The 25,713-nt window shown below is 69.3% G+C and carries 26 protein-coding genes; 8 read left to right on the top strand and 18 right to left on the bottom strand.

The window, feature by feature from the left end; translation table 11 throughout:
- Window positions 1-72: 72 nt before the first annotated feature.
- Together RNB18_RS04315 and RNB18_RS04310 are read right to left on the bottom strand one after the other, a co-directional pair.
- On the bottom strand, window positions 73-915 hold the full coding sequence (locus RNB18_RS04315) for an alpha/beta fold hydrolase (protein ID WP_311712787.1): 843 nt from the start codon (window positions 913-915) through the stop codon (window positions 73-75).
- Between the two features lie 76 nt (window positions 916-991).
- The gene (locus RNB18_RS04310) at window positions 992-1,825 is read right to left on the bottom strand and encodes an alpha/beta hydrolase (protein WP_311712786.1); all 834 of its coding nucleotides are present in this window, start codon (window positions 1,823-1,825) and stop codon (window positions 992-994) included.
- Window positions 1,826-1,995: 170 nt separating this feature from the next.
- Here RNB18_RS04310 and RNB18_RS04305 point away from each other — a divergent pair, with 170 nt between their 5' ends.
- A complete protein-coding gene (locus RNB18_RS04305) occupies window positions 1,996-2,187 on the top strand; it encodes a hypothetical protein (RefSeq protein ID WP_311712785.1) in 192 nt (63 codons plus the stop codon).
- A gap of 10 nt (window positions 2,188-2,197) precedes the next feature.
- Here RNB18_RS04305 and RNB18_RS04300 read toward each other — a convergent pair whose 3' ends face one another.
- Window positions 2,198-2,785, bottom strand: a complete 588-nt coding sequence (locus RNB18_RS04300) for a TetR/AcrR family transcriptional regulator (protein ID WP_311712784.1) — start codon at window positions 2,783-2,785, stop codon at window positions 2,198-2,200.
- A gap of 700 nt (window positions 2,786-3,485) precedes the next feature.
- On the opposite strand from RNB18_RS04300, the gene RNB18_RS04295 reads away from it, so the two are divergent.
- The 4 genes from RNB18_RS04295 (at window position 3,486) to RNB18_RS04280 (ending at window position 6,840) form a co-directional block, all read left to right on the top strand.
- Window positions 3,486-4,064: a TetR/AcrR family transcriptional regulator gene (locus tag RNB18_RS04295; protein WP_311712783.1), complete on the top strand. Its 579-nt coding sequence runs from the start codon at window positions 3,486-3,488 to the stop codon at window positions 4,062-4,064.
- A gap of 81 nt (window positions 4,065-4,145) precedes the next feature.
- The gene (locus RNB18_RS04290; RefSeq protein ID WP_311712782.1) at window positions 4,146-4,928 is read left to right on the top strand and encodes an SDR family oxidoreductase; all 783 of its coding nucleotides are present in this window, start codon (window positions 4,146-4,148) and stop codon (window positions 4,926-4,928) included.
- Between the two features lie 140 nt (window positions 4,929-5,068).
- Window positions 5,069-5,689, top strand: a complete 621-nt coding sequence (locus RNB18_RS04285; RefSeq protein ID WP_311712781.1) for a TetR/AcrR family transcriptional regulator — start codon at window positions 5,069-5,071, stop codon at window positions 5,687-5,689.
- Window positions 5,690-5,868: 179 nt separating this feature from the next.
- The gene (locus RNB18_RS04280; protein WP_311712780.1) at window positions 5,869-6,840 is read left to right on the top strand and encodes an alpha/beta hydrolase; all 972 of its coding nucleotides are present in this window, start codon (window positions 5,869-5,871) and stop codon (window positions 6,838-6,840) included.
- Between the two features lie 686 nt (window positions 6,841-7,526).
- Here RNB18_RS04280 and RNB18_RS04275 read toward each other — a convergent pair.
- The gene (locus tag RNB18_RS04275) at window positions 7,527-7,796 is read right to left on the bottom strand and encodes an MFS transporter (protein WP_311713018.1); all 270 of its coding nucleotides are present in this window, start codon (window positions 7,794-7,796) and stop codon (window positions 7,527-7,529) included.
- A complete protein-coding gene (locus tag RNB18_RS04270; protein ID WP_311712779.1) occupies window positions 7,793-8,176 on the bottom strand; it encodes an MFS transporter in 384 nt (127 codons plus the stop codon). Before RNB18_RS04270 ends, RNB18_RS04275 begins: the two co-directional genes overlap by 4 nt.
- Before the next feature lie 61 nt (window positions 8,177-8,237).
- Here RNB18_RS04270 and RNB18_RS04265 point away from each other — a divergent pair, with 61 nt between their 5' ends.
- Window positions 8,238-8,723 (top strand): winged helix-turn-helix transcriptional regulator, encoded by a 486-nt coding sequence (locus tag RNB18_RS04265; protein WP_311712778.1) that lies wholly within the window; start codon window positions 8,238-8,240, stop codon window positions 8,721-8,723.
- A gap of 172 nt (window positions 8,724-8,895) precedes the next feature.
- On the opposite strand, the gene RNB18_RS04260 is transcribed toward RNB18_RS04265, so the two are convergent.
- The 13 genes from RNB18_RS04260 to RNB18_RS04200 form a co-directional block, all read right to left on the bottom strand.
- A complete protein-coding gene (locus tag RNB18_RS04260) occupies window positions 8,896-9,387 on the bottom strand; it encodes a winged helix-turn-helix transcriptional regulator (RefSeq protein WP_311712777.1) in 492 nt (163 codons plus the stop codon).
- Between the two features lie 97 nt (window positions 9,388-9,484).
- Window positions 9,485-10,474, bottom strand: coding sequence for a GlxA family transcriptional regulator (locus RNB18_RS04255; RefSeq protein ID WP_311712776.1), 990 nt, complete (start codon window positions 10,472-10,474; stop codon window positions 9,485-9,487).
- An 8-nt stretch (window positions 10,475-10,482) separates the two neighbouring features.
- On the bottom strand, window positions 10,483-11,130 hold the full coding sequence (locus RNB18_RS04250; RefSeq protein ID WP_311712775.1) for an HD domain-containing protein: 648 nt from the start codon (window positions 11,128-11,130) through the stop codon (window positions 10,483-10,485).
- Between the two features lie 435 nt (window positions 11,131-11,565).
- A complete protein-coding gene (locus RNB18_RS04245; protein ID WP_311712774.1) occupies window positions 11,566-13,947 on the bottom strand; it encodes a carbohydrate binding domain-containing protein in 2,382 nt (793 codons plus the stop codon).
- Window positions 13,944-14,462, bottom strand: a complete 519-nt coding sequence (locus RNB18_RS04240) for a hypothetical protein (protein WP_311712773.1) — start codon at window positions 14,460-14,462, stop codon at window positions 13,944-13,946. Before RNB18_RS04240 ends, RNB18_RS04245 begins: the two co-directional genes overlap by 4 nt.
- Before the next feature lie 41 nt (window positions 14,463-14,503).
- Window positions 14,504-15,421 (bottom strand): glycoside hydrolase family protein, encoded by a 918-nt coding sequence (locus RNB18_RS04235; protein WP_311712772.1) that lies wholly within the window; start codon window positions 15,419-15,421, stop codon window positions 14,504-14,506.
- 165 nt (window positions 15,422-15,586) lie between these two features.
- Window positions 15,587-17,119 carry an arabinosylfuranosidase ArfA gene (gene arfA, locus RNB18_RS04230; protein WP_311712771.1) on the bottom strand — a complete coding sequence of 511 codons (1,533 nt, stop codon included), beginning with the start codon at window positions 17,117-17,119 and terminating at the stop codon, window positions 15,587-15,589.
- A 71-nt stretch (window positions 17,120-17,190) separates the two neighbouring features.
- Window positions 17,191-18,264, bottom strand: coding sequence for a lactonase family protein (locus RNB18_RS04225; protein WP_311712770.1), 1,074 nt, complete (start codon window positions 18,262-18,264; stop codon window positions 17,191-17,193).
- Between the two features lie 46 nt (window positions 18,265-18,310).
- Window positions 18,311-19,285, bottom strand: a complete 975-nt coding sequence (locus tag RNB18_RS04220; protein ID WP_311712769.1) for a sugar kinase — start codon at window positions 19,283-19,285, stop codon at window positions 18,311-18,313.
- Window positions 19,282-19,953, bottom strand: coding sequence for a bifunctional 4-hydroxy-2-oxoglutarate aldolase/2-dehydro-3-deoxy-phosphogluconate aldolase (locus tag RNB18_RS04215; protein ID WP_311712768.1), 672 nt, complete (start codon window positions 19,951-19,953; stop codon window positions 19,282-19,284). The genes RNB18_RS04220 and RNB18_RS04215 overlap by 4 nt, the downstream gene beginning before the upstream one ends.
- 97 nt (window positions 19,954-20,050) lie before the next feature.
- Window positions 20,051-20,872, bottom strand: a complete 822-nt coding sequence (locus RNB18_RS04210; RefSeq protein WP_311712767.1) for a carbohydrate ABC transporter permease — start codon at window positions 20,870-20,872, stop codon at window positions 20,051-20,053.
- Window positions 20,872-21,915, bottom strand: coding sequence for a carbohydrate ABC transporter permease (locus tag RNB18_RS04205; RefSeq protein ID WP_311712766.1), 1,044 nt, complete (start codon window positions 21,913-21,915; stop codon window positions 20,872-20,874). The genes RNB18_RS04210 and RNB18_RS04205 overlap by 1 nt, the downstream gene beginning before the upstream one ends.
- Window positions 21,912-23,258: an extracellular solute-binding protein gene (locus RNB18_RS04200; RefSeq protein WP_311712765.1), complete on the bottom strand. Its 1,347-nt coding sequence runs from the start codon at window positions 23,256-23,258 to the stop codon at window positions 21,912-21,914. Before RNB18_RS04200 ends, RNB18_RS04205 begins: the two co-directional genes overlap by 4 nt.
- 498 nt (window positions 23,259-23,756) lie before the next feature.
- On the opposite strand from RNB18_RS04200, the gene RNB18_RS04195 reads away from it, so the two are divergent.
- Window positions 23,757-24,806 carry a LacI family DNA-binding transcriptional regulator gene (locus RNB18_RS04195; RefSeq protein ID WP_311712764.1) on the top strand — a complete coding sequence of 350 codons (1,050 nt, stop codon included), beginning with the start codon at window positions 23,757-23,759 and terminating at the stop codon, window positions 24,804-24,806.
- Window positions 24,803-25,570 carry an SDR family NAD(P)-dependent oxidoreductase gene (locus RNB18_RS04190; protein WP_311712763.1) on the top strand — a complete coding sequence of 256 codons (768 nt, stop codon included), beginning with the start codon at window positions 24,803-24,805 and terminating at the stop codon, window positions 25,568-25,570. The genes RNB18_RS04195 and RNB18_RS04190 overlap by 4 nt, the downstream gene beginning before the upstream one ends.
- Window positions 25,571-25,713 lie beyond the last annotated feature (143 nt).

Here is a 25,713-nt window from a genome sequence, read left to right as displayed (position 1 = left end):
ACTCGCCCCGTCACGGCCTCCCGGGGCGCTGCCCGGTGATGGGCGGCCGGGAGGCCGTGACGGGCTCGGTGATCAGTGGGCGGTGGTGTGCGCCGCGTCCTCGATCACGTGGGTGACGGTGCCGGGGTTGGTGAGCAGTACGTCGTGCGGCGCGTTGACCTCGCTCGTGCGGGAGTGGGCGCGCTGGGCCATGAAGCGCTCCGCGGCCGGCGGGATCAGCTGGTCGTCACCGGCTACGAGGTACCAGGAGGGGATGGTCTTCCACGCGGGAGTCCCGGAGGGCTCGCCGAGTGCCTGGGGCGTGACAGGCCGCTGGGCCGCGGCGAGCACGGCGGCCTCCTGGGCACTGCGGCGGTTGCTGAGGAAGACGTCGCGGAACTTGTCCGGCTTGATGTAGAGGTCGACGTTCGTGGTGCCGTTCTGGGTGAAGGGCACCGGACTCAGGGCCGTCGGGATGGAGGCGTTGGGGTCGTCGCTGATGTGGCTGCCGGGGAACTGCGCGGTCAGCGCGGAAGCCGTCTCGTCCTTGTCGGGGGCGAAGGCCGCCAGGTAGACGAGGGCGGTGACGTGCGAGTTGCCGGCGGCGGCCTGGGTGATCACCGAGCCGCCGTAGGAGTGGCCGGCGAGCACAATCGGGCCGCTGACGGTCTTCAGGTAGTCGGCGAGGTAGGCGGCGTCGCTCGACAGACCGCGCAGCGGGACCGCGGGAGCGACGACCGGGTAGCCGTCGTGCTGCAGCCGCTCGGCCACGCCCTTCCAGCTGGAGGCGTCGGCCCAGGCGCCGTGCACGAGGACCACCGTGGGCTTGGGCGTCTGCGGGGTGGTGGCGTCGGCCGTCTGGGTGAGCACTCCAGTGGCCGCGAGGCCCGCTGCCGCAGTCGCGGCCGCCGCGATCGAGAAGGAACGACGATTCATGAGGTGAGTACTTCCTTGTGTCGCTTGATGGCAGAGGCCGGGCAATTCCGGCCTCTGTTCTGGGGGACGCCGGGCATCAGGTGAGCGGCTTATCCAGGAGCAGAGCGCGGTTGAGGGCCCAGCCCATGGCGTAGTCGGCGACCTCCTGCCAGCCGTCCTGACCGATCGTGAGGTGGGACCGGCCGGCGAACTCCTGGTAGTCGGTGAGCGCCGCGGACTTCCGATACAGGCGTGCGTTGGCCCTGTTCACCTTGGGCGGCACGATGTGGTCCGCACCCCCCGCGATGAACAGCAGCGGTGCGCGCCTGTCGTTGCGGAAGTCGACACGGGTGACCGCCCGCGGATTGAAGTTCGCGAAGGCGCCCTGGAACAGCACCCGGGCCGAACCGGGCACGTGGTAGCGGTCGTAGGCGGCCAGTGACTCCTCTTCGCTGAGGGTGTTGGCGAACGCGTAGTGGAACTGCCGGGGGGAAAGCCCTATCGCCTTGCCCCTGTTGGCCGGACTGCGTAGCACCGGCCAGGTGGAGCGAAGGGTGGACAGCGGCAGGGGAAGGACCCCCTTGACCGCCGCCGAGTCGATGGCCACGCCCGCGGCGCCCAGGCCGCGGTCGAGGAGGAGCTGGACGATGGTCCCGCCGAAGGAATGACCGACCAGGACGGTGGGCCGGTCCAGGTTCCGCACGATGGCCTCGTAGTGGTTCACCACCTCCTCCAGGCCGATGCCGGCCATGGAGGAGGGGTCCAGCCTCAAGTCCTCGACCTCCCCCTCCACTCCGGGCCAGGCCGGAGCCAGCACCCGGAACCCCTGGGCGGTGTAGTGCGCGACCCAGTGCTCCCAGCTGCGAGGAGTCACCCACAACCCGTGGATGAGCACCACCGCCGGGGCGTCGTGGGCATCGTTGAACGTCATGTCGACTCCAAGAGGGAGAACGTTCTGTCTACTTAGAACAGTAGGCACGCGCGGGGATCCGAGTCAAGGAAATCTGGTTTGATTCTCGAACCGACTCTGTAGGGCCAGTTCCTGAGCCGAAGCCGGCGTCTCGCCTCCATGGGCACCATGAACACGAGAGGAATCGCGACATGTCCGATCTCCTGGACCACGCACTCGATGCTCACGGCGGTCTCGACAGCCGGCGCCGGGCTCAGTCGATTCACGTACAGGGCTCCGTGGGCGGGCACCTGCCCCGGCCGCTCGTGCTCTGGCCCGCGCTCACCTTCCGCATCGAGCGGCCGGAGAGCCGGGGCCGGGTCTCCGGCCGCGAGCAGGCATGACCGCGGCGCATCACCTCTGATGCTCGTCGGCGCCGAACAGCGTGAGGGCGTTGTCAATGCCCTGCTCGAGGATGTCGGCTGCAAGCCGTGGGTCGGTCAAGGCCCGGGAGAGCTGCAGCGTCCCGACCATCATGGCGAAGACGGTGAGTGCCTTGATGCGAGCCGACGGCGGATCGTGCGGCGCCAAGCGGGCAGCGATGTTTTCGATGCCGGCCAGCATGCCGTCGGTGTATGCCTGCTTGGCGGTGTCCGTGCAGCGCCCGATCTCGTCGAGCAGGGCTGCGGAAGGGCAGCCGTCCTCACGGTTGTCACGCTGCTGCACGGACAGGTACTCACGCACAAGCTGCTCAAGTCCGGCGCGGCCAGGTGCCCGCGAGTGGAAGCTCTCACTCTGCTTGCCCAGCTGGTCGGCGACCACGGCGGCCACCAGGTCGTCCTTGGATGCGAAGTGGCCGTAGAAGGCACCCGTGGTCAGCCCCGCGTCCGCCATGAGCGTTGACATCCCCGAACCGTCGAAGCCGTCCCGTTTGAAGCGGCGGCCGGCCCTCTCGATGATCCGCCGTCGCGTCGCCTGCTTGTGCTCTTTGCCGTACCGCACGGCACGCTCCTCTTCTCTCTCACGTAGGGTCCGGCTGGCCGATTGATCCTGCGTTCAGCACGGCGCGGACACACTTGGGGATTAGCCGGGGGCCCCGTCCGGTCTTCGGCGCTCCTCAGGGAACACATCTCCGAACATGGGCAGTCCGCCAAGGCTTTGCTCACGGGCGGCCTCGTCCTGGAGCTCTCCCCCATCGACGAACTCGCCATCGACGCACACGGCTTGGGACTCGCGTCTCAGGAACAAAATCCCAACCACTCACTCACTAACGGGCCGTAGGTCCGCCGTGCCGGTGGAGTCGACACTCAGGCCAACAGCCCGGCGCAAGACGCTGACGACCGTGCATCGCTCCGCAGCCGATGCGATGGACAGAAAGATCGTCCCGGTCGGATCTGCCGTCGCCTCGAAGGGGGGCGGACCTCAAGTGCCATGACTGGCGTGCCCTTCAACTGATTGCCTCGGACAGGGTCAGGGCCTTGCGGACTCATCCCGGCGGTGTCAGCAGCACCCATCCCCTCTGACTTTAGTCTGCCATAGCCAGCCGGGGAGAAACTGCCGCTTACAGAAAGCGGCACGTCACAGACCCAAGGGCCCTCGCTCGTCACCTCAACGACGGCCCAGTCTTGTGCGGCCGGCGGCCGGCCGACTGGTTCTCAAGGGTATTTGACCTCCAGGTCCTAAATCCTGTTAAGGTCCCGCCATGGGAAGGCCCAAGGAGTTCGACCCGGACACGGCCGTCGAGCAGGCGATGCGGGTGTTCTGGCGTCAGGGATACGGCGCCACGACGCCTCAGTGTCTTGCCGACACTCTGGGCATCGGCAAGGGCAGTCTCTACAACGCCTTCGGCGGCAAGCGCCAGTTGTTCGACCTGGCGATGCGCCGCTACCTGGAGATCCAGGCCTCGACCGTGAAAGAACTCCTGGAGGACTCCGGTCCGGTGAAGGAGCGCCTGCGCAGGGCGCTGCACGTCCTCGCCGAGACGGACCTCGCCGACCCCGGGCGCCGCGGCTGCCTCGCGATGAACAGCGCCGCCGAGTTCGGCGTCACGGACGAGTCCGTGACGACCCAGGTCCGGGGCATGCTCGACCGCACGGAGGACGCCTTCCAGGCCCTGCTGGAAGAAGGCCAGCGCGCGGGCGAGATCAGCACCGGGCGTGACGCGAAAGCGCTGGCCAGCCTGCTGCTCAACACGGTGACCGGCATGCGGCTCATGGGCCGGGTCGAACCGGGGACCGACCGGCTCGTCAGGGTGATCGACACCACCATCGACCTGCTCTGACCGCACCTCCGCGACGTGCGGCCAGGGCGGGGTGCGTCCGTACCCACATTTTGTACCTAGAGTTCAAGAAAAGGATGCCTCATGGATCTGAAGCTCGCCTCCAAGACCGCCGTCGTCACCGGCGCCAGCCGCGGTATCGGACTGGCCACCGTCAAGGCACTCGTCGCCGAGGGAGTCCGGGTCGTCGGCGCCTCCCGCACGATCACCACTGAGCTGAAGGAGACGGGCGCCATCGGGGTGGCCGCCGACCTCTCCACCGCGGAGGGTGCGCACACCCTGGTCGAGCAGGCTCTGGCCGAGCTGGGCGGAATCGATCTGCTCGTCAACAATGTCGGCGGCGGTGACGACCTGGCCGTCCAGGGCTTCCTCGACACCGATGACGAGAAGTGGACGGCCATCCTCGACATCAACCTGCTCAGCACGGTCCGGGTCACCCGGGCCGCCCTGCCCAGCCTCGTGGAGCACAAGGGCGCCATCGTGAACGTGTCGACGGTCGCCGCTCGCCTGCCAGGCCTCGGCCCGGTGGCCTATGCCACCGCCAAGGCCGCGGTCACCGCGCTCGGCAAGGCCCTCGCGGAGGAGTTCGGCCCGCAGGGCGTCCGCGTGAACACCCTCTCCCCCGGGTTCGTCCGCAGCTCCATCTACGACGGCCCGGAGAAGTTCGGCGGCCAGATCGCGGCGGCCTTCGGCATGGACATCCCCACCTTCCTCCAGCAGGCACCCGGAGCGCTGGGCATCACCACCGGCCGGTTCGTCGAGCCCGAGGAGATCGCGTCCGCCATCGCCTTCCTCCTGTCCGACGCCGCGGCCAGCATCACGGGTGCCGACTACCTGGTCGACGGCGGCCAGCACAAGGCGGCCTGACTGCTGCCGGTGCGGGCAGCCGACGCGTGGCCCGGGCCTCCGCACGGCCTCAAGACCGGCGTTTCCGCCAGGAGCGTACGATTGACTAGCAGTCAGTCATTCGGTCGTGCAAACAGGGCGCGACGACAAAAGGAGCGCCGATGGGAACACCCGCCACCGCCAAGCGGAAACGGGTCGCCAAACCGCCGGAGGAGCGCCGCAAGGACATCCTCGACGCCGCGGCCGAAGTGTTCACCCGCAAGGGCATCGCCGACGCCAGGATCGAGGAGATCACGACCCTCGCCGAGGTCTCCAAGGGGACGTTCTACCTCTACTTCAAGACCAAGGACGAGGCGGCGGCGGCCCTGTGGGAGCGCCACATGGACAACTTCGCCGGCGTCGGCGAGAAGATCCTCGGCAATGCGGAAGTGCCCCTGGCCCGGCGGCTCGTGGACGTCCTGGAATCGCTCTGCCGCTTCGCACTCGAGCACGCCGACCTGCACCGGGTCCTGTACGACGGCGCGGGCGCCCAGGAGGTGCACGCGGCCGCCAACGAACGCCTGATCGGCATGATCGCGACTGCCGCACAGGAGGGCGTCAAAAGCGGCGACGTCATCTGCGAGCAGCCGGACATGATGGCCCGTGCACTTTTCCACGGGTTCTGTGGAGCCGTCACGGACGCGATCACCGGCTACGCCCCCCTCTCCCACGAGGAAGTGGTGACGGCCTCGGGGCACATGACCCGTGCGGTGTTCGGACTTAAGGAAACCGGGCGCGGGTAACCGCCCGCCCCGGCACCAGGGACGTATTCGGCACCTCACCTGCGGGGTGACGCGCATCACAGCGCGCTTTCCGGACCAGCGAATGACTGGCGGTCAGTCACTGTTAGGCTGACTTCACAACCTGCAAGTCAGCAGGCGTCGTAGCCGCCTCTCGTGCGGCCTGTATCCCTGAGGTCACCATGCCCAACGCGAAGTACCCCGCCCCGCCGTTCGACCGCGAGCTCAAGCCCGTCCTCGACGTCGTTCTGCAGTCGTTCAACTCCTCGCTGTACCCCGAGGACATCCCGGCGCTGCGGTCCGGCGGCTTCACCCCCGGCGTCGAGGAGCTCATCAAGGGCCGTCCGATCGAGCACTTCGAGCGCACGATCCCCGGCCCCGAGGGCGCTCCGGACCTGCTGGTCTCCGTCTTCCGCCGCACCGACCACGTCACCCCCGGGCCGGGCTTCTTCTTCACCCACGTCGGCGGCCTGATCTTCGGCGACCGCTTTGTCGGCATCGCCCCGATCGTCGACTACGTCGAGCAGCTGGACGCCGTCGTCGTCACGGCGGAATACCGGCTGGCCCCGGAGAACCCGGCGCCCGCTCAGGTCGAGGACTCCTACGCCGCCCTGAAGTGGACCGCGGAGCACGCCGAGGAGCTCGGCTTCGCCCCGGACAAGCTGATCGCGGCCGGCATGAGCGCGGGCGCCGGCCTGGCGGCCGCGGTCGCGCTCAAGGCCCGGGACAACGACGGCCCCGATCTCGCCGGCCAGCTGCTCACCTACCCGATGCTCGACGACCGCAACGACACGGTCTCCAGCCACCAGATCGACGGCATCGGCGTCTGGGACCGCACCAGCAACTTCACCGGCTGGAACGCCGCCCTCGGCGACCGTCGCGGCACCGCCGACGTCTCCCCCTACGAGTCCCCGAGCCGGGCTACCGACCTCTCCGGCCTGCCGCCCGCCTACATCGAGGTCGGCAGCGTGGACCTTGTCCGTGACGAGAGCGCCGCGTACGCCTCGGCGATCTGGGCGGCCGGCGGTTCGGCCGAACTGCACGTCTGGGCGGGCGGTTTCCACCTCTACGAGCTCGTCGCCGCGGACACGGCCATCGCGGTCGCGTCCCGCGAGGCCCGCACCAACTGGGTGCGCCGCACGCTGGGCCTCTGAGCGACGTCCTTGTCCCCTTGCCACGAGCGGAGGTGAGGCGCAGGGCTCCAGCACAGCCGACCTGCGGTCGGACAACGTCCCTTCGTGAGCAGCGGGCACCAGGTATGCATGCAACCGCTGCTCCAGGGACCGCGGCAGTGACAGGATCCGGGCGGGTGGCCGGGCTCGGCAGCCACCGCCCACCCGCCCGAATTCCCCTTCCCCGCGGAGGGCACCCGCGGGGCCCCCGCGGACGGCCGACCTTGCGCAGATGCTTGGTGCGGCTCGGGACGGCTCAGCACGGCTCAGCGCGAGCGACCGGCCGATGCGCCGGCGGTCCCGGCCGGCGTCGCGTTGCCGGATGACCCACCGCCCTTGCGGGTCTGCACCGGGAGCCAGACCATCAGCCCGCTGACCAGTCCGATCACGCCGAACGCCTACCATATGTGCTGGAAGGCACGGACGGCCTGCGCCGGCCCGGGATTCCCGACGACTGCGACGAACAGACTGATGCCGAGCACGGCACCCAGTTGCCGGAAAACTCTGGCTCACCGCGGAACCGGTCCCGGATCTGTGGTCGGGCAGCGACGCGACCGCGGCGCCGGCCTGGACAGGCAACGTCCGGCCTCCAGGCGCAAGGCCGGCGTTTTCCCGTGCGTGCTCGCGCCAGTCCGCGTAGAGCCCCCTGGACCTGCGGTCGAGAAAGGTCATCTTCGCGCGCCGAAGACGTCCGGGATCCGGCCCGTCCCGGCCCTGCGGACGTCGGGGAGGAGGCGGGCGCCGGCAACGAGTGCCACTGCGCCCACGGGCACGTTGACCAGGAAGATCCACCGCCAGGACGACTGCACCAGCAGTCCGCCCAGCCCTGGACCGGCGGCCGCGGCCAGGGCTGCGGAAGCGGACCAGATCCGCACCGCCCTGGTGCGCCGCTCGGGAGCCGTGGCCGCGAGCAGCAGGCCCAGGCTGGCCGGGGTCAGCGCCGCCGCTCCCGCCGCCTGCAGTCCACGGAAGACGACCAGGGCCCACAGTCCGGGCTGGCTGCACTCGCGGCGCTGGCCGAGGTGAACACCGTCAGGCCCAGGAGGAAGCCGCGCGTGCTGCCGTAGCGGTCGGCCAGGCTGACCAGCGGCACCAGCAGCGCGGCGTAGACGATGGCATAGGCGTTCAGTATCCAGCTCATGTCCGCAAGCAAGGCGCCGGGGAAGTCATGGCCGATGTCGTCCAGAGCCACGTTCACGACGAACACGTCCAGGCCCGCCATGAAGCCGGATGCACTCAGCACGGTCAGTACGACACCCGGCCGCCGCTGCACGCGACCGGGTGTCGACTCCACAGCCACCTGACTTGAGGATGCCATAGTCAGGAACCGTACCCAACCTCTGCTGGCTATGTAAAATCACAGCCAGAGGGAGGTGGTCATGGAATCGACGCACATGACTTTGGCGGGTGAACTGGCCGACCGGTCACAGTGGACTGCCGAGGACTGCTCCATCGACGGAACCATGCGCGTTCTGGGCACTCGGTCCGCCATGCTGATCATGCGGGAGGCGCACTACGGGACGACCCGGTACGACGACTTCGTACGCCATGTCGGCATCACGGAGGCCGTCGCCGCGGCGCGCCTGCGGGAACTGGTGGCCGCAGGTCTCCTCGAGCGCCGCCCCTACCAGGAACCCGGACAGCGCACCCGTCATGAATACGTCCTGACCCCGGCCGGCGTGGACCTGCAGCCGGCCCTCGTCGCGCTCATGCAATGGGGGGACCAGCACCTGGCCCGGCCTTCCGGGCCCCCGCTGACTCTGCACCACACGGCCTGCGAAGAGCCGGTGGCCGCGCGGCTGGTGTGTGCCGCGGGGCATGAGGTGAAAGCCGAGGAGGTCACGGTGCGGTCGGCCCGGCGTTAGGGTCTGCCGGGCTCTTTCCGGCCGGTCTGACGCGCAGGGGCGACAGATCCGCTGTGCACGGCCGGACAGGCTCCCAAGTGTCACCGGCACTCGTCGCGGCACGCGGCGGATCGTGAGAGCCGCCCGGTCGAAGGGGAAGGCCGCCGTACCCGCGCCTGCGACGGCCTGGCCCTCACTCCTCGGCGACCACCTCGTCCAGCCGCCCTCGCATGTCCCAGCCGGGCGTAAGCATTTCCTCGGCGAGATCGGCGTCGTCGACCTTCTCGCCGCAGGTGGCGCAGCGACTCTCCAGCTCCAGCGGGTGATCGTGGTGGGCCAGGCTCAGCGGAGGAGCTGTCACGGCCCACTTGTCGCCCCAGGCGAGCAGGGCCCGCAGGACGGGGCGAAGGTCCTCGCCGGCCTCCGTGAGGTAGTAGCCCTCGTGGCGGGCGCCCTCGCTGACGGGGCGGCGTTCGAGCACCCCTGCCTCGACGAGGCTGCGCAGCCTCGCTGTCAGCCGGTCACGCGGGGCACCCGTATTGCGGGCGATCTGGCTGAACTGGTGATTACCGAAGATCACTTCGCGGATCACCAGCATCGACCAGCGGTCACCGATCAGTTGCACGGACGCCGCGATGGCGCACGGCCGGCCGGCCAGGGTCAGGGGATCACGTCGGACAACCATGCCTCCATACTGCCACGCAATTCGGTTTGGAGGCCAAACTGAAACAAGGCGGGCCTGGGTCTTGAGGCGGACTCTTCGCTTACGGGTGGCTCTTCTCTCAGGCAGCGACGATACGGCGACTTACGGCGGTGCTGCGGAAGCGGGCGCGATACTCGGTCGGAGAGACGCCGAGGGTGTGCTGGAAGACCCGGCGCAGCGACTCCGAGGAACCGAACCCCGCCTGCTGTGCCACTTCCTCCACAGTGCCGTCGCCGTTCTCCAGGAGAGCCTGGGCGGCCTCGGTCCTGATGGAGTCGACGTACTGCCCGGGCGACATGCCGATCTCGCTGCGGAAGAGCCGTGCCAGGTGCCGGACGCTGACACCGCCGACGGCTGCCAGTGAATCGAGGGTGTGCGCGGCCGAGGGGTCGCTGCCCACGTGGTCCATCACGTGTCGCACCGCCGAGTGCCGAGGCCGGCCGGGAACCATGCGGGCGCTGAACTGCGCCTGCCCGCCGGGTCTGGCCATGAAGACGACCAGTTGCCGGGCCACGCTGCGCGCCGCCTCGGCCCCGCAGTCCTCCTCGACCAGGGACAGCGCGAGGTCGATACCCGCCGTCACCCCGGCCGAGGTGACGACGTGGCCGTCCCGGACGAACACCGGATCGCTCTCCACCCGTACTTCCGGGAAGGCGACCGCAAGGTCGGGCGCGAGCTCCCAGTGCGTTGCGGCACGCCGGCCGTCCAGCAGGCCGGTCGCGGCCAGAACGAACGCTCCCGCGCATACGGAACTCACGCGCACGGCCCGGCCGGCCAGGTCCGCTACCGACTCCACCAGGTCCGTGTCGCCGACAGCGGCCCGCCAGTCCCGCCTCCCGGGCACCACCAGGGTGCCGATCCTGCGCGGCAGCGAGGAGAGCGGGCCGTTGACGCCGAGGGCCAGTCCCGAGGAGGTGACGACGTTCGCGCCGGTGGGCGAGACGACCCGCACGTCGTAGTGCGCACCGTAGCGATTGGCGGTCGTGAAGACCTCGACCGGGCCGGTGACGTCGAGAAGCTGCACCGCGTCGAAGGCGACGACGGCGACCGTGTGGCGGCGGTGGGACACCGGCGGACCTACTCCTTCCACGGGGACTCGAGGATCGTACGAACGAAGTCACCGCGCTGGAAACCGGGAACGAAGTGCTCCAGCACGTCGGCCTTCACGTTGCCGAACGTCGTCTCCGGCTTGGGCCGGATACCGTCGGTGAATGCCTCAAGGATCCGGCGCTTGAAGTCCGGGCGAGGGTGCAGGGCCACGATCTCGGCCCGGTCCGCCTCCGGGATCGCACCGTACCCGATGCCCAGTACGTCGTACTCCACCCCAGCGGTGACCAGGGCCACCTCCGGCTCCATGAACTCCGGGATCCCGGGCGTGGTGTGCAGGGCGATCGCCGTCCAGACCCGGCGGATGCTGTCGTCCGCAACCCCGTGCGCCTGCAGGAACCGCTTCGCTTCCTCGGCGCTGTCCACTTCGAAGCGGCGGCCGCTGCTGTGGAAGGTGTCGTTCAGGCCCACGTCATGGAACATGGCGCCGAGGTAGAGGAGTTCCGGGTCGAAGCTCAGATCGCGGTTGCGGCCCTGCAGGCTGCCGAAGAAGTACACCCGGCGGGAGTGGTGGTAGATGAGTTCGCTCGTGGTGTCCCGGATCAGCTCTGTCGCCTCCCGGACCAGCTTCGTGTCCGGCACGTCGACGTCGGCCGTCCCGGCGCTCTGGATTCCCATGGTGTCTGCCTTCCCTGTGTGCGCTCGCCGTCCACTCGGCGGCGCCGCCTCCAGCCTGACGTCGGCGGGTCTTGCTGCGCCATGACGATCGAGACACCTATCCCACAGATAAGGACATGCTCCAGAGACGGCGGGTGCCGCGGACTGTGCCTGGGCTCCGCCCAGACTCAGCATCACGCGCTGCAGGGCGCGCCATTTCTGCACGAGTTCGTCGCAGTGCGCGGGTACGGCCCCCGATGGCGCCCGAGACACTGCCGGGCTCGAAGGCCGAACCCACCAACGGCGCACCGTTCGGCACAGGCAGCAACTTGTGCTTCCACCGGGGCTTTGGGTTTCTGGTGAACCACTAGGACGTCGACACCCTCATGCAGACAGCAATGGCCGGTGGGCCGGCGGATGCCGCCGGTGTGGTCGCCGCCGAAGGAGAAATGTCGGTCACTGCTGGGTCAGGGTGACTTCGTCGCAGTAGCCGTCACCGCTTCCGGAGACAAGGTGGCAGTAGATGCGAGCGGTGGTCACGCCTGCGCCCGTGGTGAAGGTCGTCGACTGCTTCGAGTAGGTGCTCGACGTGGTCGAGGCGCTCGTGACAGCGGTGCCGTTGTAGAGCTTGGCCTCCAGTGCCGTCGTGGTGCCGGCGGTCTGGCTCGCGAGGGAGCCGGTCAGCCGGTACGTGGTGTTCGGCGTGAGGCCGGTGATGATCTGGAACAGGGTGCTCCCGCTCAGGGACGCGTTCGTCAGAGCGGCGGCGTTGCCGTTGGACGCCGTGCTCGTGAGCGAGAAGTCGCCGTTGCGCCAGGGCACGGTGTGGCCGGACTCGAGGTTGCCGTTGATCGCGTAGTTCCTGACGGGCGTGACGGTCATGTCGTCGCAATAGCCGTTGCCCGTACCCGAACTCTTGTAGCAGTACAGCCTTACGGTGTTGTTGGTCGCCCCGGTGGTGAAGTCGGCGGAGACGAACGTCCACGAGGTGCCGCTGGAGTTCACCACTGTTTCCAGGCCGCCGGTGTTCTTGACGCCGACGTTCATGACCTCACCGGCGACATCCGACTTCACCCAGCCCGAGACACGGTACGTCGTCCGGGGCGCGACAGGGACGGACTGTTCGAGGGAGGCGGGCGACGACGAGATCTTGGCCGCCCAGGTTCCGGTGTGGGAGGTCGTGTTCACCACCGAGGCCGAGTTCCACTTGCTCCACCCGGTGGTCGTCCCCTTCTCGAAGCCGAGGTTCTCGTTCGCCAGGCAGGTCGCGTCGTTCGGCGAGCTGTACTGGTCGGCGCCGATGTCGGGCGCGCAGACCGAGGGAACGGTCGATCCCCAGTAGTCCTGGCCGCCGTTGTCGGGGATGACGACTCCCGCGCCGATGGCCGGAGAGGACGCGGTGAGCTGGTAGCCCGTGACACTGCCGATGCCGGTGCCGCCCGTGCCGGGCGAGCTCAGCAGCGGATCCGCCGTGATCTTTCCGGGGTCGGAGGGCTCACTGGCCGGGTGGTTGCCGTAGAAGAGGTTGTTCCGCCAGGCGAAGTTCGAGGCAGGCTGGCCGGACGTGTAGACGTAGCCGCCGCTGCCCAGGTTGTAGATGATGTTGTTGGCGAGCGTGAGGTCGTTCCAGGCGCCCGTGACCTCTAGGACGTTCGCGGTGGATCCGGACGGGAGGTAGATCGTGTTGTTGTAGAGCTTGGAGTCCTGCGACCCGTCCATGGTGATGGCGCGCAGCCGGTCGTCCTCGCTGACGTTGTAGCGGACCACCGCGTTGCTGGCGAGGTGTGATCCCCCGCCGCAGCCGCAGAAGAGGATGAATCCTCCCGCGTTGTCGTGGCTGTAGTTGTACTGGACGACGGTGCCGTCCTGCCCGTAGTCGACGTCGAAGCCCTGGCCGTCGGAGTTTCCGGAGTTCTTCTGCGTTCCGTACGCCTCGTTGTACTGGATCACGGTGTTGTCGGAGTCCCAGGCCCAGATGCCCGCGTTCGCCGTGTTTCCCTTCGCGGCGTTGTAGACGACGTTGTGCTGCATGACGGCGCCTTGCGAGTTCTGCACGACGATGCCGTCGCCGTCCGTGTCGTGGACGGTGTTGTTCTGCACGACGACGTCGGTCCAGGGGGTCCAGACCGGGTTGTTGCAGCCGATGGACGGCCGGCATCCCCACAGGCTTCCCATGTTGATACCGCTGCGGGCGACGTTGGACACCGTGTTGCCGTCGATGACGATGTCGTCGAAGGCGCTGGGCGTCGTGGTCCCGATGACGGAGAACTGGATGCCGGAGCTGCCGTCGACGGCCTTCGACTGGGTTCCGTTCACGTCATGGACGGTGAGGTTGCTGACCTTGTAGTGGTGCCCTGTCCCGTAGTTCTCGAGGACCACGTAGACACCGCGTCGCTCGTTCGCGCCCTTCACCGCGCCGGTGTTCGTCACCTCCAGGTCGGAGATCTCCCAGTACTCCTGGTTGTAGAGGTAGATCGTGTCCGTGCCGCCGCCCCCGGCGATGATCGGCAGGGCGCCGGTGCCGTAGGCGCTCATGGTGATCGACCCGCCTGTCGCGCTGCCCGAGCCCAGCGGGTGCAGGAGTCCTGAGCAGGTCGTGCCCCGCTTGAACAGCAACTGGTCCCCTGGGGCGAAGGTCGTCGCGTTCGGGCCCGCCGGCGAGTTCCACGGCGAGCCGGAGGTGCCGGTCCCGTTGGATGCCGCCGAGCAGTCCACGTAGTAGGTCGAGCCCGCCGCGTGAGCCCGCACGGCCGGTGTCAGCACGACAGCGGCGCAGGCCATCAGCAGCGTGACGACGGCGACTGTGAAGGCACGTCTTATCTCTGTGGGGTGTCTCATGATGCTTCTTTCCGTACGACGTTGTCGGAATGGGTGGTGGGACTCACCGCGGCCTTGCGGAGCGCGGCGACGATCGCCTGCGTGGGGGCAGGACGGTTCGACCAATCGGCGGCCACGTGTCCGTCGGCGCCGATCAGCAGTGTGTGGAGCTGTCCGTCCCTGGACAGCTGGGTGCCGGCGGAGGCCGAGTCGGCGGCGACCACGAGTGCGGGCCGGATCGCCCAGTTCGCCGCGAAGTTCTGCAACGCGGCGTCGGTCGTACGGCCGTCCGCGTCGGTGATGAGAACCCGGACACCGGGATACTGCAGCGCCACGCTCTTGAGCGAGGGGATCTGGCTTCGAGCGGCCGCCGCGTCGACATCACCCTGGTCGTCGATGGGAATGGCCGAGACGACGGTCGGGCCCGAGACGGAGATCCGGTCCCCGTCGAGCAGGGTCACACCGGAGCCGGAGCCGGCCGGCACTTCGGCGCGGCATGCGGTGACGAGGAGGAGCGCGGCGACGAACGGGATCATCCTTGTGAGGCGGGACCGGTTGGGGATAAACGACTCCCGCCTCACCGGACCGGCCCTTCGAGAGGCAGGACGGGGGCCTCAAGGGCTTCGTCGCGGTCGCACACGAGGGTGTCTCCGTTCACCCGCAGGCGCGCGACCTGGATCGAGCTTCTGCGGTCGTTGTGGGTGCTGTGGTGCACAGCACCCACGTCGGATCGCCCGGGATGCGTGAAATAGAAGACGAAGGCACCGAGTTCACTGGTGACGACATCGGCGTGGAATCCATATGACGCGTCGTCCGGGCCCTGCCCCGGCCGGTCGAGAACGAGTCCTCGCGGTTCCCAGGTCTCCAGATCCCGCGAGTGAAGAACCCGCAGGCCGTGCCATTCGTCGACGAGCATCCAGTAGCTGCCGCCGAACTCGAAGACGTTCGGGCCCTCGTGCTCCGAGCACTCGACGGCAGGTCCTCGGACGGTCCACCGCACCAGATCGTCGCTGTCCGCCGCGTAGGTGTGCGCGTGATCGGCCTCGTCCTTGTACCACATGCGGTAGCCGCCGGTGGGAAGCCGCAGGACGCAGGCGTCGATCACTGTCTCGGACGAGAGCGGCAGAGTGGAACGGTAGGTCCACGAGAAGAGGTCGCGGCTCGTGTAGTGACGGATCACGCGTGCGTGGCCCGCCCACTGGGTCGGAACACCGCGGATCACGCTGACGAACATGTGGTATTCGGTTCCGTCGTCGACGATCTCGGGGGCCCAGTAGGTGTGCCGCCCGGGCTCGATGTCCAGCCCTTGGGCAATTCCCCGGTACAGCCAGGTGGCTCCGCCGTCCGAGGAGGACGCGATCCCGATGTCGGTCCCGTGCACCCAGCTCACGTCGCTCATCGGTGGCGCGTCGGCGCGTCGGCTCGTGTAGAACATCCACCACTCGCCGGCGTGCCGGTTCCAGATGACGGTGGGGTCGGCCGCGCCGTCGTGCATGGGGTCTCGGAACAGAGGTCGGGCAACGGTTGTCATCGGTTCATCCCAGGCGTGAGTGTTGGCGGTGTCCCGTTTCACCGGTTGCGGTGGCGCGGTCAGGGTGTGCCCGTCGATCGCGTTGAGGACGGCGGTGGCATCGACCCGTGGGCGGTCAGTACCTCGTCGTCAGTTCTGCCGGCCTGTCAGGCGGATCATGTTCCAGGAGAGTGGTTCGAGTTCGGCGTGCAGGACGCCCTCCGTGAGGGTGGTGCCGGTGGCTGCGTGCGGGGTGACACGGTCGGTCCGGTCCGCGGTGTTGGTGGCCTCCGGGTCGCCGTCGGCCAGGACCAGGTGCTCGACCACGACGCCGGCGTCGACCCCACGCAGGTCGATCTCCAGCGGCAGCGCGTCGGTCTGGCTGCGGTTGACCGCGAAGACGGTGATGTCGCCGTTCTCGTCGTCGGTCACCGCGGTGGCGTGCAGTAGTGGTACGTCACCGAAGCGGGCGGTGGCGTACGTCGGGCTGTCCACCTCGACGCGCAGCACCGTGCCGCGTCCGTACGCCGACGCCTGGGCGAAGGGGTAGAACGTGGTCTGGCGCCATGCCGGGCCGCCCGGCTCGGTCATGATCGGCGCGATGACGTTGACGAGCTGTGCGAGGGAGGCCGAGGTGACCCGGTCGGCGTGCCGCAGCAGCGCGATGAGCAGCGAGCCGAAGACCACGGCGTCGGTGACGGTGTAGACGTCCTCCAGCAGGCGCGGCGCCTGCTGCCACTCCTCCACGGCGTGCGGGTTGGGCCGCTTCTGGTACCAGACGTTCCACTCGTCGAAGGAGAGGTTGATGTGCTTCTTCGCCTTGAGGCGGGCCCGCACGTGGTCGCAGGTGGCGACGACCGACTCGATGAAGTGCTCCATGTCGACGGCGGAGGCCAGGAAGGAGTCCCGGTCGCCGTCGATCTCCTCGTAGTAGGCGTGCAGGGAGACGTAGTCCACGAGGTCGTAAGTGGCCTGGAGGACGGTCGCCTCCCAGGAGGCGAACGTCGGCATGGAGGAGCTGGAACTGCCGCAGGCGACCAGCTCCAGACCGGGGTCGACCTGCCGCATGGCACGGGCGGTCTCGGCGGCGAGGCGACCGTACTCCTCGGGTGTCTTGTGCCCGGTCTGCCAGGGGCCGTCCATCTCGTTGCCCAGGCACCACATGCGGATGCCGTACGGCTCCTTGTCGCCGTGGGCGGCGCGGAGTTCGGACAGCTCGGTACCGCCGGGGTGGTTGGAGTACTCCAGCAGTCGTACGGCGTCCTCGACGCCGCGGGTGCCGAGGTTGACGGCCATCATGGGCTCCATGCCGGTCTTGCCGCAGAAGTCCATGAACTCGCCCAGGCCGAACTCGTTGGTCTCGGTGGACTTCCAGGCCAGGTCCAGCCGGGCCGGCCGCTCCTCGCGCGGGCCCACGCTGTCCTCCCAGCGGTAGCCGGAGACGAAGTTGCCGCCGGGGTAGCGGACGGTGGTGACACCGAGCTCACGGACCAGCTCCAGGACGTCCTGGCGCAGGCCTTCCGCGTCGGCGGCTGGGTGCCCGGGCTCGTAGATGCCTGTGTAGACGCAGCGGCCCATGTGCTCGACGAACGATCCGTACAGACGGGGGTTCACGCTGCCGACCGCGAAGGCCGAGTCGAGGGTGAAGCGGGCGGCCGGGGTGGTGGTGCCGGGCTCGGACATGACTGCCTTTCGGACGTCACTTCGGACGTCAATTTCGGATGTGGAAGGAGGACATAGGGAGCGGAGGGCGGTCAGAGCGCCAGGGCGCAGACCACCGAAGGGGCGGAGATCGGCTGGTGGGGCCGGTCGAGGGTTCCGTCCTGCAGGACCCGCAGGGTGGCGAGCGTGCCGCTGTGCTGGTTGGCGACGAGCAGATGACCGTCCACCAGAGCGAGGCCGCGGGGCCATGTGCCGCCTGCGGGAACCTCGCCCAGCGGTTCCAGGGCGGTGCCGACGAGGCGGAACGCGGCGATGGTGTCCGCACCGCGGTTGGTCACCCACACGAAGCGTCCGCAGGGCGACGCGACGATTCCGCCGGGCTGGTTGACGATGTCCTTCGCTGTCGTGGCGGGAGCGGAGGAGAGAGCCGTCAGGGTGCCGTCGGTGGCGTCGTAGCGGTGGCAGGTGACGGTAGAGGACAGCTCGTCGGCGCTGAGCACCAGTTCGCCGCCGGGCGCGAAGGCGAGGTGGCGGGGGCCGGATCCCGTGCGCATACGGTTCACCGCGGCCTGCTCCAGGGTTCCGGTGACGGTGTCGAGCCGGTAGGTGAGAACGGCGTCCGCCCCCAGGTCGGTGGCCAGCACGAAACGGCCCGCGGGGTCGAGGAGGACCTGGTGGGCGTGGCTGCCCTCCTGCCGCCCGGTGACCGGGCCCGACCCCTGGTGAACGACGAGGTCGGTCGGCTCCAGCAGGTGTCCGTCCGCGCCGAGCCGGTGCACCGCGACGGTGCCGGGCGCGATGTCGCTGCCGTAGTTCGCGGTCAGCAGCCACTCCCCACTCGGGTGGACGGTGAGGTGGCACGGGTTCGCCCCGCCGCTGCTCGCCGGGTCGCCCAGCGGGGACAGGGTGCCGTCGCCGACGCGGGCGACGGCGCTGACGGTTCCCGTCTCGGTCTCGTTCGTGCTGTAGACGACGTCGAGTGACGGGTGCGCCGCCAGGAAGGAGGCCCCGCTGACGGCCAGCGGCTTCACCTCGTCGTCGTAGGCCAGGCGGCCGGTCGCGGGATCGAGCAGGAGTGCGGCGATGCCGGGGCCGTCGCCGCCGGAGTCCGTGGTGTAGGAGCCGGTGAGGACGGGGATCGCGCCGGTGGCGGGACTTGAGGGCATGGGGGGTCCTGGAAGTTGGTCGAGCGGGGCAGTAGGAGGAGAGGTTTCAGCGGACGATGTCGTCGTGGTGGTCCAGCAGTCCCAGTTCGGAGCGCCGGGGAAGGCCCTCCCAGTCGCCGGCGGTGCTCACCGCGAAAGCGCCGAGCAGGGCGGCGGTCCGCAGCCGCCGCTCCGGGGGCTCCCCCGCGAGCAGTTCGGCGAGGTACCCGGCGGCGAACGCGTCTCCCGCACCCACTGTGTCGTGGACGCGGACCGGTACGGCGGGCTGCCGGTGGGGCTGTCCGTCGAGGAGGGCGTACGCGCCTTCCTCGCCCAGCTTGATCACCGCTCCGGCGGGTCCGAGGTCGCAGATGCCCTTGGCGAGTTCCTCCGGTCCGTCGGCCGCCCCGGGCACCACGAGGGCGGCCTCGTGCGGTCCGGCGAAGACCAGGTCGCTCCTGCACAGCAGGGGCCGCAGGATCGAGCGGGCCTCGGCCTCGCTCCACAGCAGTGATCGGAAGTTGACGTCCAGGGAGATGGTGACTCCGGCGGCAGCGGCGATGTCCACGGCCCGGGTCACGGCCGCGGCGGGTCCCTCTCCGAGTGCCGGGGTGATGCCCGTGATGTGCAGGACCGCGGCTCCGGCGACGAGGTCCTCGGGGATGTCGTCGGCGGTCAGCCGGGCGCCGGCCGTGTGGGTGCGGTAGTAGCGCGTACGACTGTGCGTGGAGGTGCGGCGTTCCTTCAGCAGCAGGGACGTGGGTGCGGGGTCGCGCGCGGCGACGGTGGTGACCCCTTCGGCCCGTAGCTCCCGCAGGACGAGGTCGCCGAGTTCGTCGTCACTCACCCGGCCGATCCAGGTGGCGGATCCGCCGAGACGGCTGACGCCGACGGCGACGTTGGACTCGGCGCCGGCGATTCCCAGGCGCAGTGTCGTGCCGAGCGTGAACGGGCCGGGATCCCGGTTGGCCGCCATGACCGCGAGCACGTCGCCGAGGGTCACGAGGTAGGGCTCGCCGGGCGGGGGTGAGGATCTGCTCATGAGGTCGTCTCCCCGGCCCGTGCGGTGGCCCCTACTGCGTCCAGCAGGGTGCGTGCCCTCCTGGTGAGGGCGTCCAGTGCCTCCGGAGTCGGATCCTGGTCCGCCCCGCGCAGCAGCGGGGAACCGATACCGACCGCACAGGCGCCCGCGTCCAGGTAGTCGCGCGCCTCGTCGATGCCTACGCCGCCGACGGCGAGGAGCGGGATGTCGGGCAGCGGCGCCCGCAGTTGGCGCAGATGGGCGGGTCCGCCCGTGCTCGCGGGGAAGAGCTTGACGGCGGCGGCGCCCGCCTGCCACGCCTGGCACACCTCGGTCGGAGTCCAGGCGCCCGGGTAGCACGGGATGCCACGGTCCGCCGCGTGCCGGATGACGGCGGTGTCCACTACGGGGGCGACCAGGAACTCCGCTCCCGCCGCCAGGGCGTCCCGGGCCTGGCCGCCGGTGATCACGGTGCCGGCGCCGATCGCGACGTCGGGGCCGAGTTCCGCCCGGATGCGGGTCAGCGCGTCGAGCGCTCCGGTGGTGGTGAGGGTGACCTCCAGGCAGGTGACGCCGCCGACCGCGAGTGCCCGGGCCACCGCGGGCAGCCCGGAGGCGTCCGCCGACCTGAGGATGGCCATGACCCGGGTCCGGCCGAGTTGCGGGGTGAGGGCGGGACGCGCTGTCATGCCCCCACCGCCGCAGGGGACTTGGCGGTTGCCTGGGTGTCGGTCATGGAAGTTCCTTTGCAGCGAGGTGCGTTGGTGAACGTGAGTCAGACGTGGGTCACTTGAGGCCGGAGGTGGCGACGCCGGCGACGAAGCCCCGCTGCACGATCAGGAACAGGGCCAGCACCGGGACGACGTACATCACCGCGCCCGCGGCGACCAGGTTCCCCAGCGGTGAGCCGTGCTCGTTGACGTAGCCGTACGCGAGCTTGACCGCGAGCGTGGTGTGGGCGTCGTCCAGCAGCAGGGCGGGCGCGATGTAGTCGCCCCAGGTCCAGCTGAAGGAAAGGATCAGGCTGGTGGCGATGACCGGCCAGGACTGCGGCAGGAAGATGCGCCAGAAGATGCGGAACTGCCCGCAGCCGTCGATGATCGCGGCCTCCTCCAGTTCCTTGGGCATGTTCGAGAAGAACTGCCGGAACAGGAAGATCAGGTACGGGGCGCCGCACAGGCCCCACAGCACCCACGGCACATAGGTGTTGGTGAGGTGCAGCTTGGCGAACAGCAGGTAGGTCGGGATGAGGGTGAGGATCTGCGGCAGCATCATCGTCGACAGCAGCACGTTGAAGATGAGCCGCTTGCCGGGCGCGTTGAGGCGGGCGAATCCGTAGCCCGCCCATGCCGAGGCCAGGGTGACCAGGACGGCGTAAAGGGTGGCGATCGTCAGGGAGTTGCGGGCGTAGCCGAAGTAGTCGATCTGGGTCAGCGCGTCCCGGAAGTTGTTCAGGCTGGGGTGGTGCGGCCACCAGTGGACGGGCAACGCGCGCAGCTCGTCGGGGGCCTTCAGCGCGGTGTCCAGCAGCCAGGCGAACGGGCCCAGGAAGAGGACGAGGGCGCCGACCAGCAGCATGTAGACGGCACTTCTGCGGCGGAACACCATCACTTGCCTCCGAGCGTGCGCGGCCGGGACGGCTTGTCCGGCTCCGGGTCGACGGCGTAGAAGACCGCGCCTTTGCTGAGTTTGAAGACCAGGTAGGTGATCATGATGATGATCAGGAACAGCACCCAGAGCATCGCGGAGGCGTATCCGTAGCGGCCGTTGGCGAAGTACTGGGCGAACACGTGGATCATGAACAGGTAGTTGCCCTCGGGTACGGCCGTGACGCCTCTGGGGGTGGGGTCGAGGGAGATCAGCAGCGGCAGGAAGCTCTGCACGGCGGCGATGATGCCGGTGATGACCTGGAAGAACAGCACCGGGGAGAGCAGTGGCAGGGTGATCCGGGTGAAGGTCTGCCAGGTGTTGGCCCCGTCGATGCGGGCGGCCTCGTACAGCTCTTTGGGGACGTCCTGCAAGCCCGCCAGCGAGACGATCATGGCGTTGCCGGCGCCCCAGAGGGTCAAGGTGATCAGGACCCAGCGGGCGTAGGGGTCCATCAGCCAGCTCACGCCGTCGATGTTCAGGGCGTCCAGGAATCCGTTGGCGGCGCCCGAGTCCCGGTCGAAGATCAGCTTGAAGGTGAGGGCGGCGCCGACCGGCGGGACGACCGCGGGCAGGTACAGCAGGGTGCGGAACAGCCCTCGGGCCCGGATCGGCTGGTTGACCAGCACCGCCAGCAGCAGTCCCGCGGCGAGTGTCAGCGGCACGGAGATCGCGGTGAACACGCCGGTGCGGGCCAGCGAGGCCAGCGTCTCCGGATCGGTGAGGACCTCCCGGTAGTTGGCCAGGCCCACGAAGCGGGAGTTGTTCGACAACCCGTCGGAGTTGGTCAGGCTCAGCCACAGCGCGTAGCCGAGCGGGAAGGCCGTCAGGGCGAGGAAGCCCAGCACCCAGGGTCCGGCGAACACGTAGAAGGAGAAGGCGCGGCGGGTGGTCAGCGAGCTGCGCCTGCGGCCGGTGGGCGCGCCGGTGCCGGGCCCGGGCCGGGCGGCCGTCGCCCCGGAGGGGGACGGCGCGCCCGGCGCGGTGATCTGTTCGGTGCTCACCCCACGAGCTCCTTGCCCTGGGCGAGCTGCTCGTTCATCCGGGAGTTGAGCGTGTCGGCGACCTTGCCCGCCGAGGTTCCGGACTTCAGCGCACCCGGCAGGACCTTGGTCAGCACGCCCTCCAGGGCGGCCTGCTGGGCGTACGGGGTGAAGCTGAGCACCGAGAAGTGCGGCAGCTCCTGCTCCTGCACCTGGAAGGCCTGCTTCTGGAAGGCGCTGGTCTGCGGCATCTTCGAGCGCAGCGAGGTCAGGGAGGGGATGCCCCAGCCGCTCGCCGCGCGCTCCTGGGCGGGCTTGCCGCCGAAGTACCACTCGAAGAACTTCCAGGACGCTTCCTTGTTCTTGGCGTCCCTCGGGATCCAGAAGCCGGTGGCGCCGAAGCAGGAACTGACGCGATGGCTGCCGAGCTGCGGGGCGGGCGCGAAGCGGGAGACTGCCGCGAGCTTGGGGTCACCGCCGATGAGTCCGCCGAACCAGTAGCCGTTGCAGCTCATCGCCATGCGGTTGGCCTGGTAGGTGGGGCCGTCCCAGCCGTCCGGGTTGGGGTTGGTGACGCTCGGGCCTATGTCGGCCTTGGCGTAGTCCAGGTACCACTGCAGCGCCTTCAGCGCCTCCGGGGAGGAGAAGTCCACCGTGGCCAGGTCCTCGGCGAACAGGCTGCCGCCGGCCGAGGCGGTCATGCCCATGAGCTGCGGGAAGACACCCATGCCCGTGGCATTCAGGCCATACACCTTGACCTTGCCCAGACGACGCTTGACCAGACTCTTGCCCAGGTCGAGCCACTCGTCGTAGGAGATCGGTTCGGTCGCGCTCGGCAGGTCCAGCTTGGCGGCCTCGAACAGGTCGGTGCGGTACCAGAACATGGAGTCCTGGGAGTAGTCCTTGGCCATGCCGTAGCGCGGGCCGGCGCCCTGCTTCTTGCCGTCGTAGCGCCACACGTCGTTGACCGGGTCGAGGTCGGAGGCCTTCAGCACCGAGCTCTTGGCGAAGTACGAGTCCAGGTCGGTCATCAGGCCGCGGGCGGCGAAGTACGGGGTCTCGGTCGCGCCGAAGCCGCGGACCACGTCCGGCGGGTTCTTGGCGGCCAGCATGGCGTTGAGCTTGGTGGGGTCCCAGATGATGACGTTGAGGTTCATCCCCAGCGCCTCTTCGGCGGCCTTGAGGGCCTTCTTGTCCCACTCGTTCTGCACCGTCATCACGGTGAGCGTCGTCTTACCGCTCCCCGATCCGCCCGTGCTGTTGCCGGCGGTGCCGGCGCAGGCGGACAGACCGGTCGCGGCGAGCGCGGTTCCGGCGGAGACGGCGAGGAAGCGTCGCCTGTCGAGGGATGTCGTCGTTGACATGGGCATGCTTAAAAGCCTTTCGTGCGGGACGTTCGCGAGTGGGAGACGTACGGCGGCTGCGGGGACGTGCGACGGGGGTCATGGCGGCAGGAGGGGCTGCCGCGGGAAGCGAACGGGGGTGCGCGGCGGCGGCGGAACGCCGGCTCGCTCGGCGGTGGTGCGAGGTACCCGGGACCGAGCACATCCGTCTGCGTGGACGGGTGCGCACACCGATGACTGGGGACCGCTGGTGCGACGGTGGTCGCGTGTGCGGTGAGCCCGAGGGCGACTCCCCGGCCCAGTTGACTTGAGGTCAACTCTGGCCGACATCTTGCTGTTTCGGTATGACCTGTTTCTAGGGCCCTGCTCAGACTTGTCGCTTATTTCCGTCTGAGGAAACCGGTTGACTGAAACTTTCGCGAACGTTAGGTTGCGTCGCCAGAAGGTGTCAAGAGGCAAAAACGCGTCACCTGTGTCCGCAGCGCGGACCGGGCAACGCCCACCGGAGAGGGGGAGCACGTGCCGGAACAGCCCGCCCGGGCCAGGCTCGTGGATGTGGCGCATGCGGCCGGGGTCTCCAAGGCCACCGTGTCCAAGGTGCTCAACGGCCGACAGGACCTGTCCGTACGGCCGGAGACCCGTCAGCGCGTCCATGAGGCCGCCGAGGCACTCGGCTACCGGCCGCACTCCGGGGCCCGGGCCCTGGCCGGCGCGAGCACCCACGCGCTGGCCCTGCTGATCCCCGCCCTCGCCAACCCCACGTACGTCACCATCGCCCGCGGCGCCTACCAGCGGGCCCGCGAACTGGGCTATCTCTCCCTGCTGGCCGAGGACTTCGACGGGCAGGAAGCAGACGAGTCCTTCCACGACCTGGTACAGGAGGGCAGGGTCGACGGGCTGCTCATCGCCTCGGCCCGCCCCGGCCACCCCCTGCTGGACGCGCTGAGCCGCAGCGCGATCCCGCACGTCTTCCTCAACCGCTCGGTCGAGGGCTCCGGCCGCAACATCACCATGGACGTCGCCCGCTCCAGCGTGACCGCGCTCGACCACCTGCACGGCCTCGGCCACCGAGTGGTCGGACACATCGCGGGCCCTCCCGGGATCACACCCAGCGAGATCCGCAAGGAGGCGTTCCTGCGGCACGCCGACACACTCGGTCTGGACGCGGCTCCGGTCGCGTCCGGGGACTTCACCGAGGACGGCGGCGCGTCCGCGGCGCGGACCCTGCTGTGCCCCGCCGACGGCGACGGACGGCCACCGGTCACCGCCCTCTACACCAGCTCGCTCGCCCAGGCGATAGGCGCCATGGCGGCGATCAGGGACCTCGGCCTCAGGATCCCGGAGGACATCTCCGTGGTCGGCAACGACGACCTGCCCGTGGCCGCGCACCTCCATCCCCCGCTGACCACCGTCGCGATGCCCCTGCACGAGCTGGGTACCGCCGCGGTGGACGCACTGGTGGCCACCATTGAGGGCAAGCCGGCGGGAGATGTCGTCGTACCGACCGAGCCGCGGCTGGTGCTGCGCGGCTCCACGGCCAGACCAGCACGACCAGGAGAAGCGCCATGACCGTCGCCGCCGCACCGGCACGTTTCACCGGCCGTACGGCCCTGCTCACCGCGGCCGCCTCCGGCATCGGGGCGGCCACCGCCCGCCGGCTGGCGGCGGAGGGAGCGTCCGTTCTCGTCACCGACGTGGACGTCAAGGGCGCCCATCGCGTCGCCGATGAGATCCGCGCCGAGGGCAGGCAGGCACGCGACCTGCCTTTGGACGTCACCTCGCCGACCCAGTGGGCGGCGGCCGTCGCCGAGGCCGAGTCCTGGACCGGACGCCTCGACGTGCTCCACCTCAACGCCGGTCGCAACCTGCCGGGAGCGGCACACGAACTCGACGACGCCGCCTGGCACGACCAGCTGCGGCTCTCTCTCGACTCGGTGTTCTACGGCGTCCGGGCCGCGGTGCCGCTGCTCAGGACGGCCAGGGGCGCGGTGGTGATCACCTCGTCCGTCCACGCGGCCGTCGGCTTCAAGGGCTTCCCGGCATACGCGGCGGCCAAGGGCGGAATCGACGCCCTCGTGCGCCAGTTGGCCGTCGAGTACGGCGGACAGATCAGGTTCAACGCCGTCCTGCCCGGAGCGGTGGTCACCGCCCTGTGGGCCGAGGCATCCGAGGAGTACAAGGCACAGACCGCCGCGCGCACACCCGTGGGCAGGCTGGGCACTCCCGAGGACATCGCCGCCGCCGTGGCCTTCCTCGCCTCCGAGGACGCCTCCTTCATCACCGGACAGAACCTGCTCGCGGACGGCGGCCGCAGCATCAGCTCCCAGGAGTAGGCCGCCGGGCCTCTCCCGTTCCGGGCGGCCGACCGCCCTCTCCGTCCGACACCGCCGCCACCCCGGCGGACGGCTCCCGCCGCACGGACGCCCGCAACCCTTCCTCGGACCCACCCTTCCCCCCTCCGCGCGGGGAGCCGTCG

Origin of the sequence: Streptomyces doebereineriae (assembly GCF_031845645.1) — a bacterium.
Lineage (GTDB): Bacteria > Actinomycetota > Actinomycetes > Streptomycetales > Streptomycetaceae > Streptomyces > Streptomyces canus.
The sequence above is the reverse complement of the archived record's forward strand: the minus strand, read 5'-3'. Positions and strand labels throughout refer to the sequence as shown.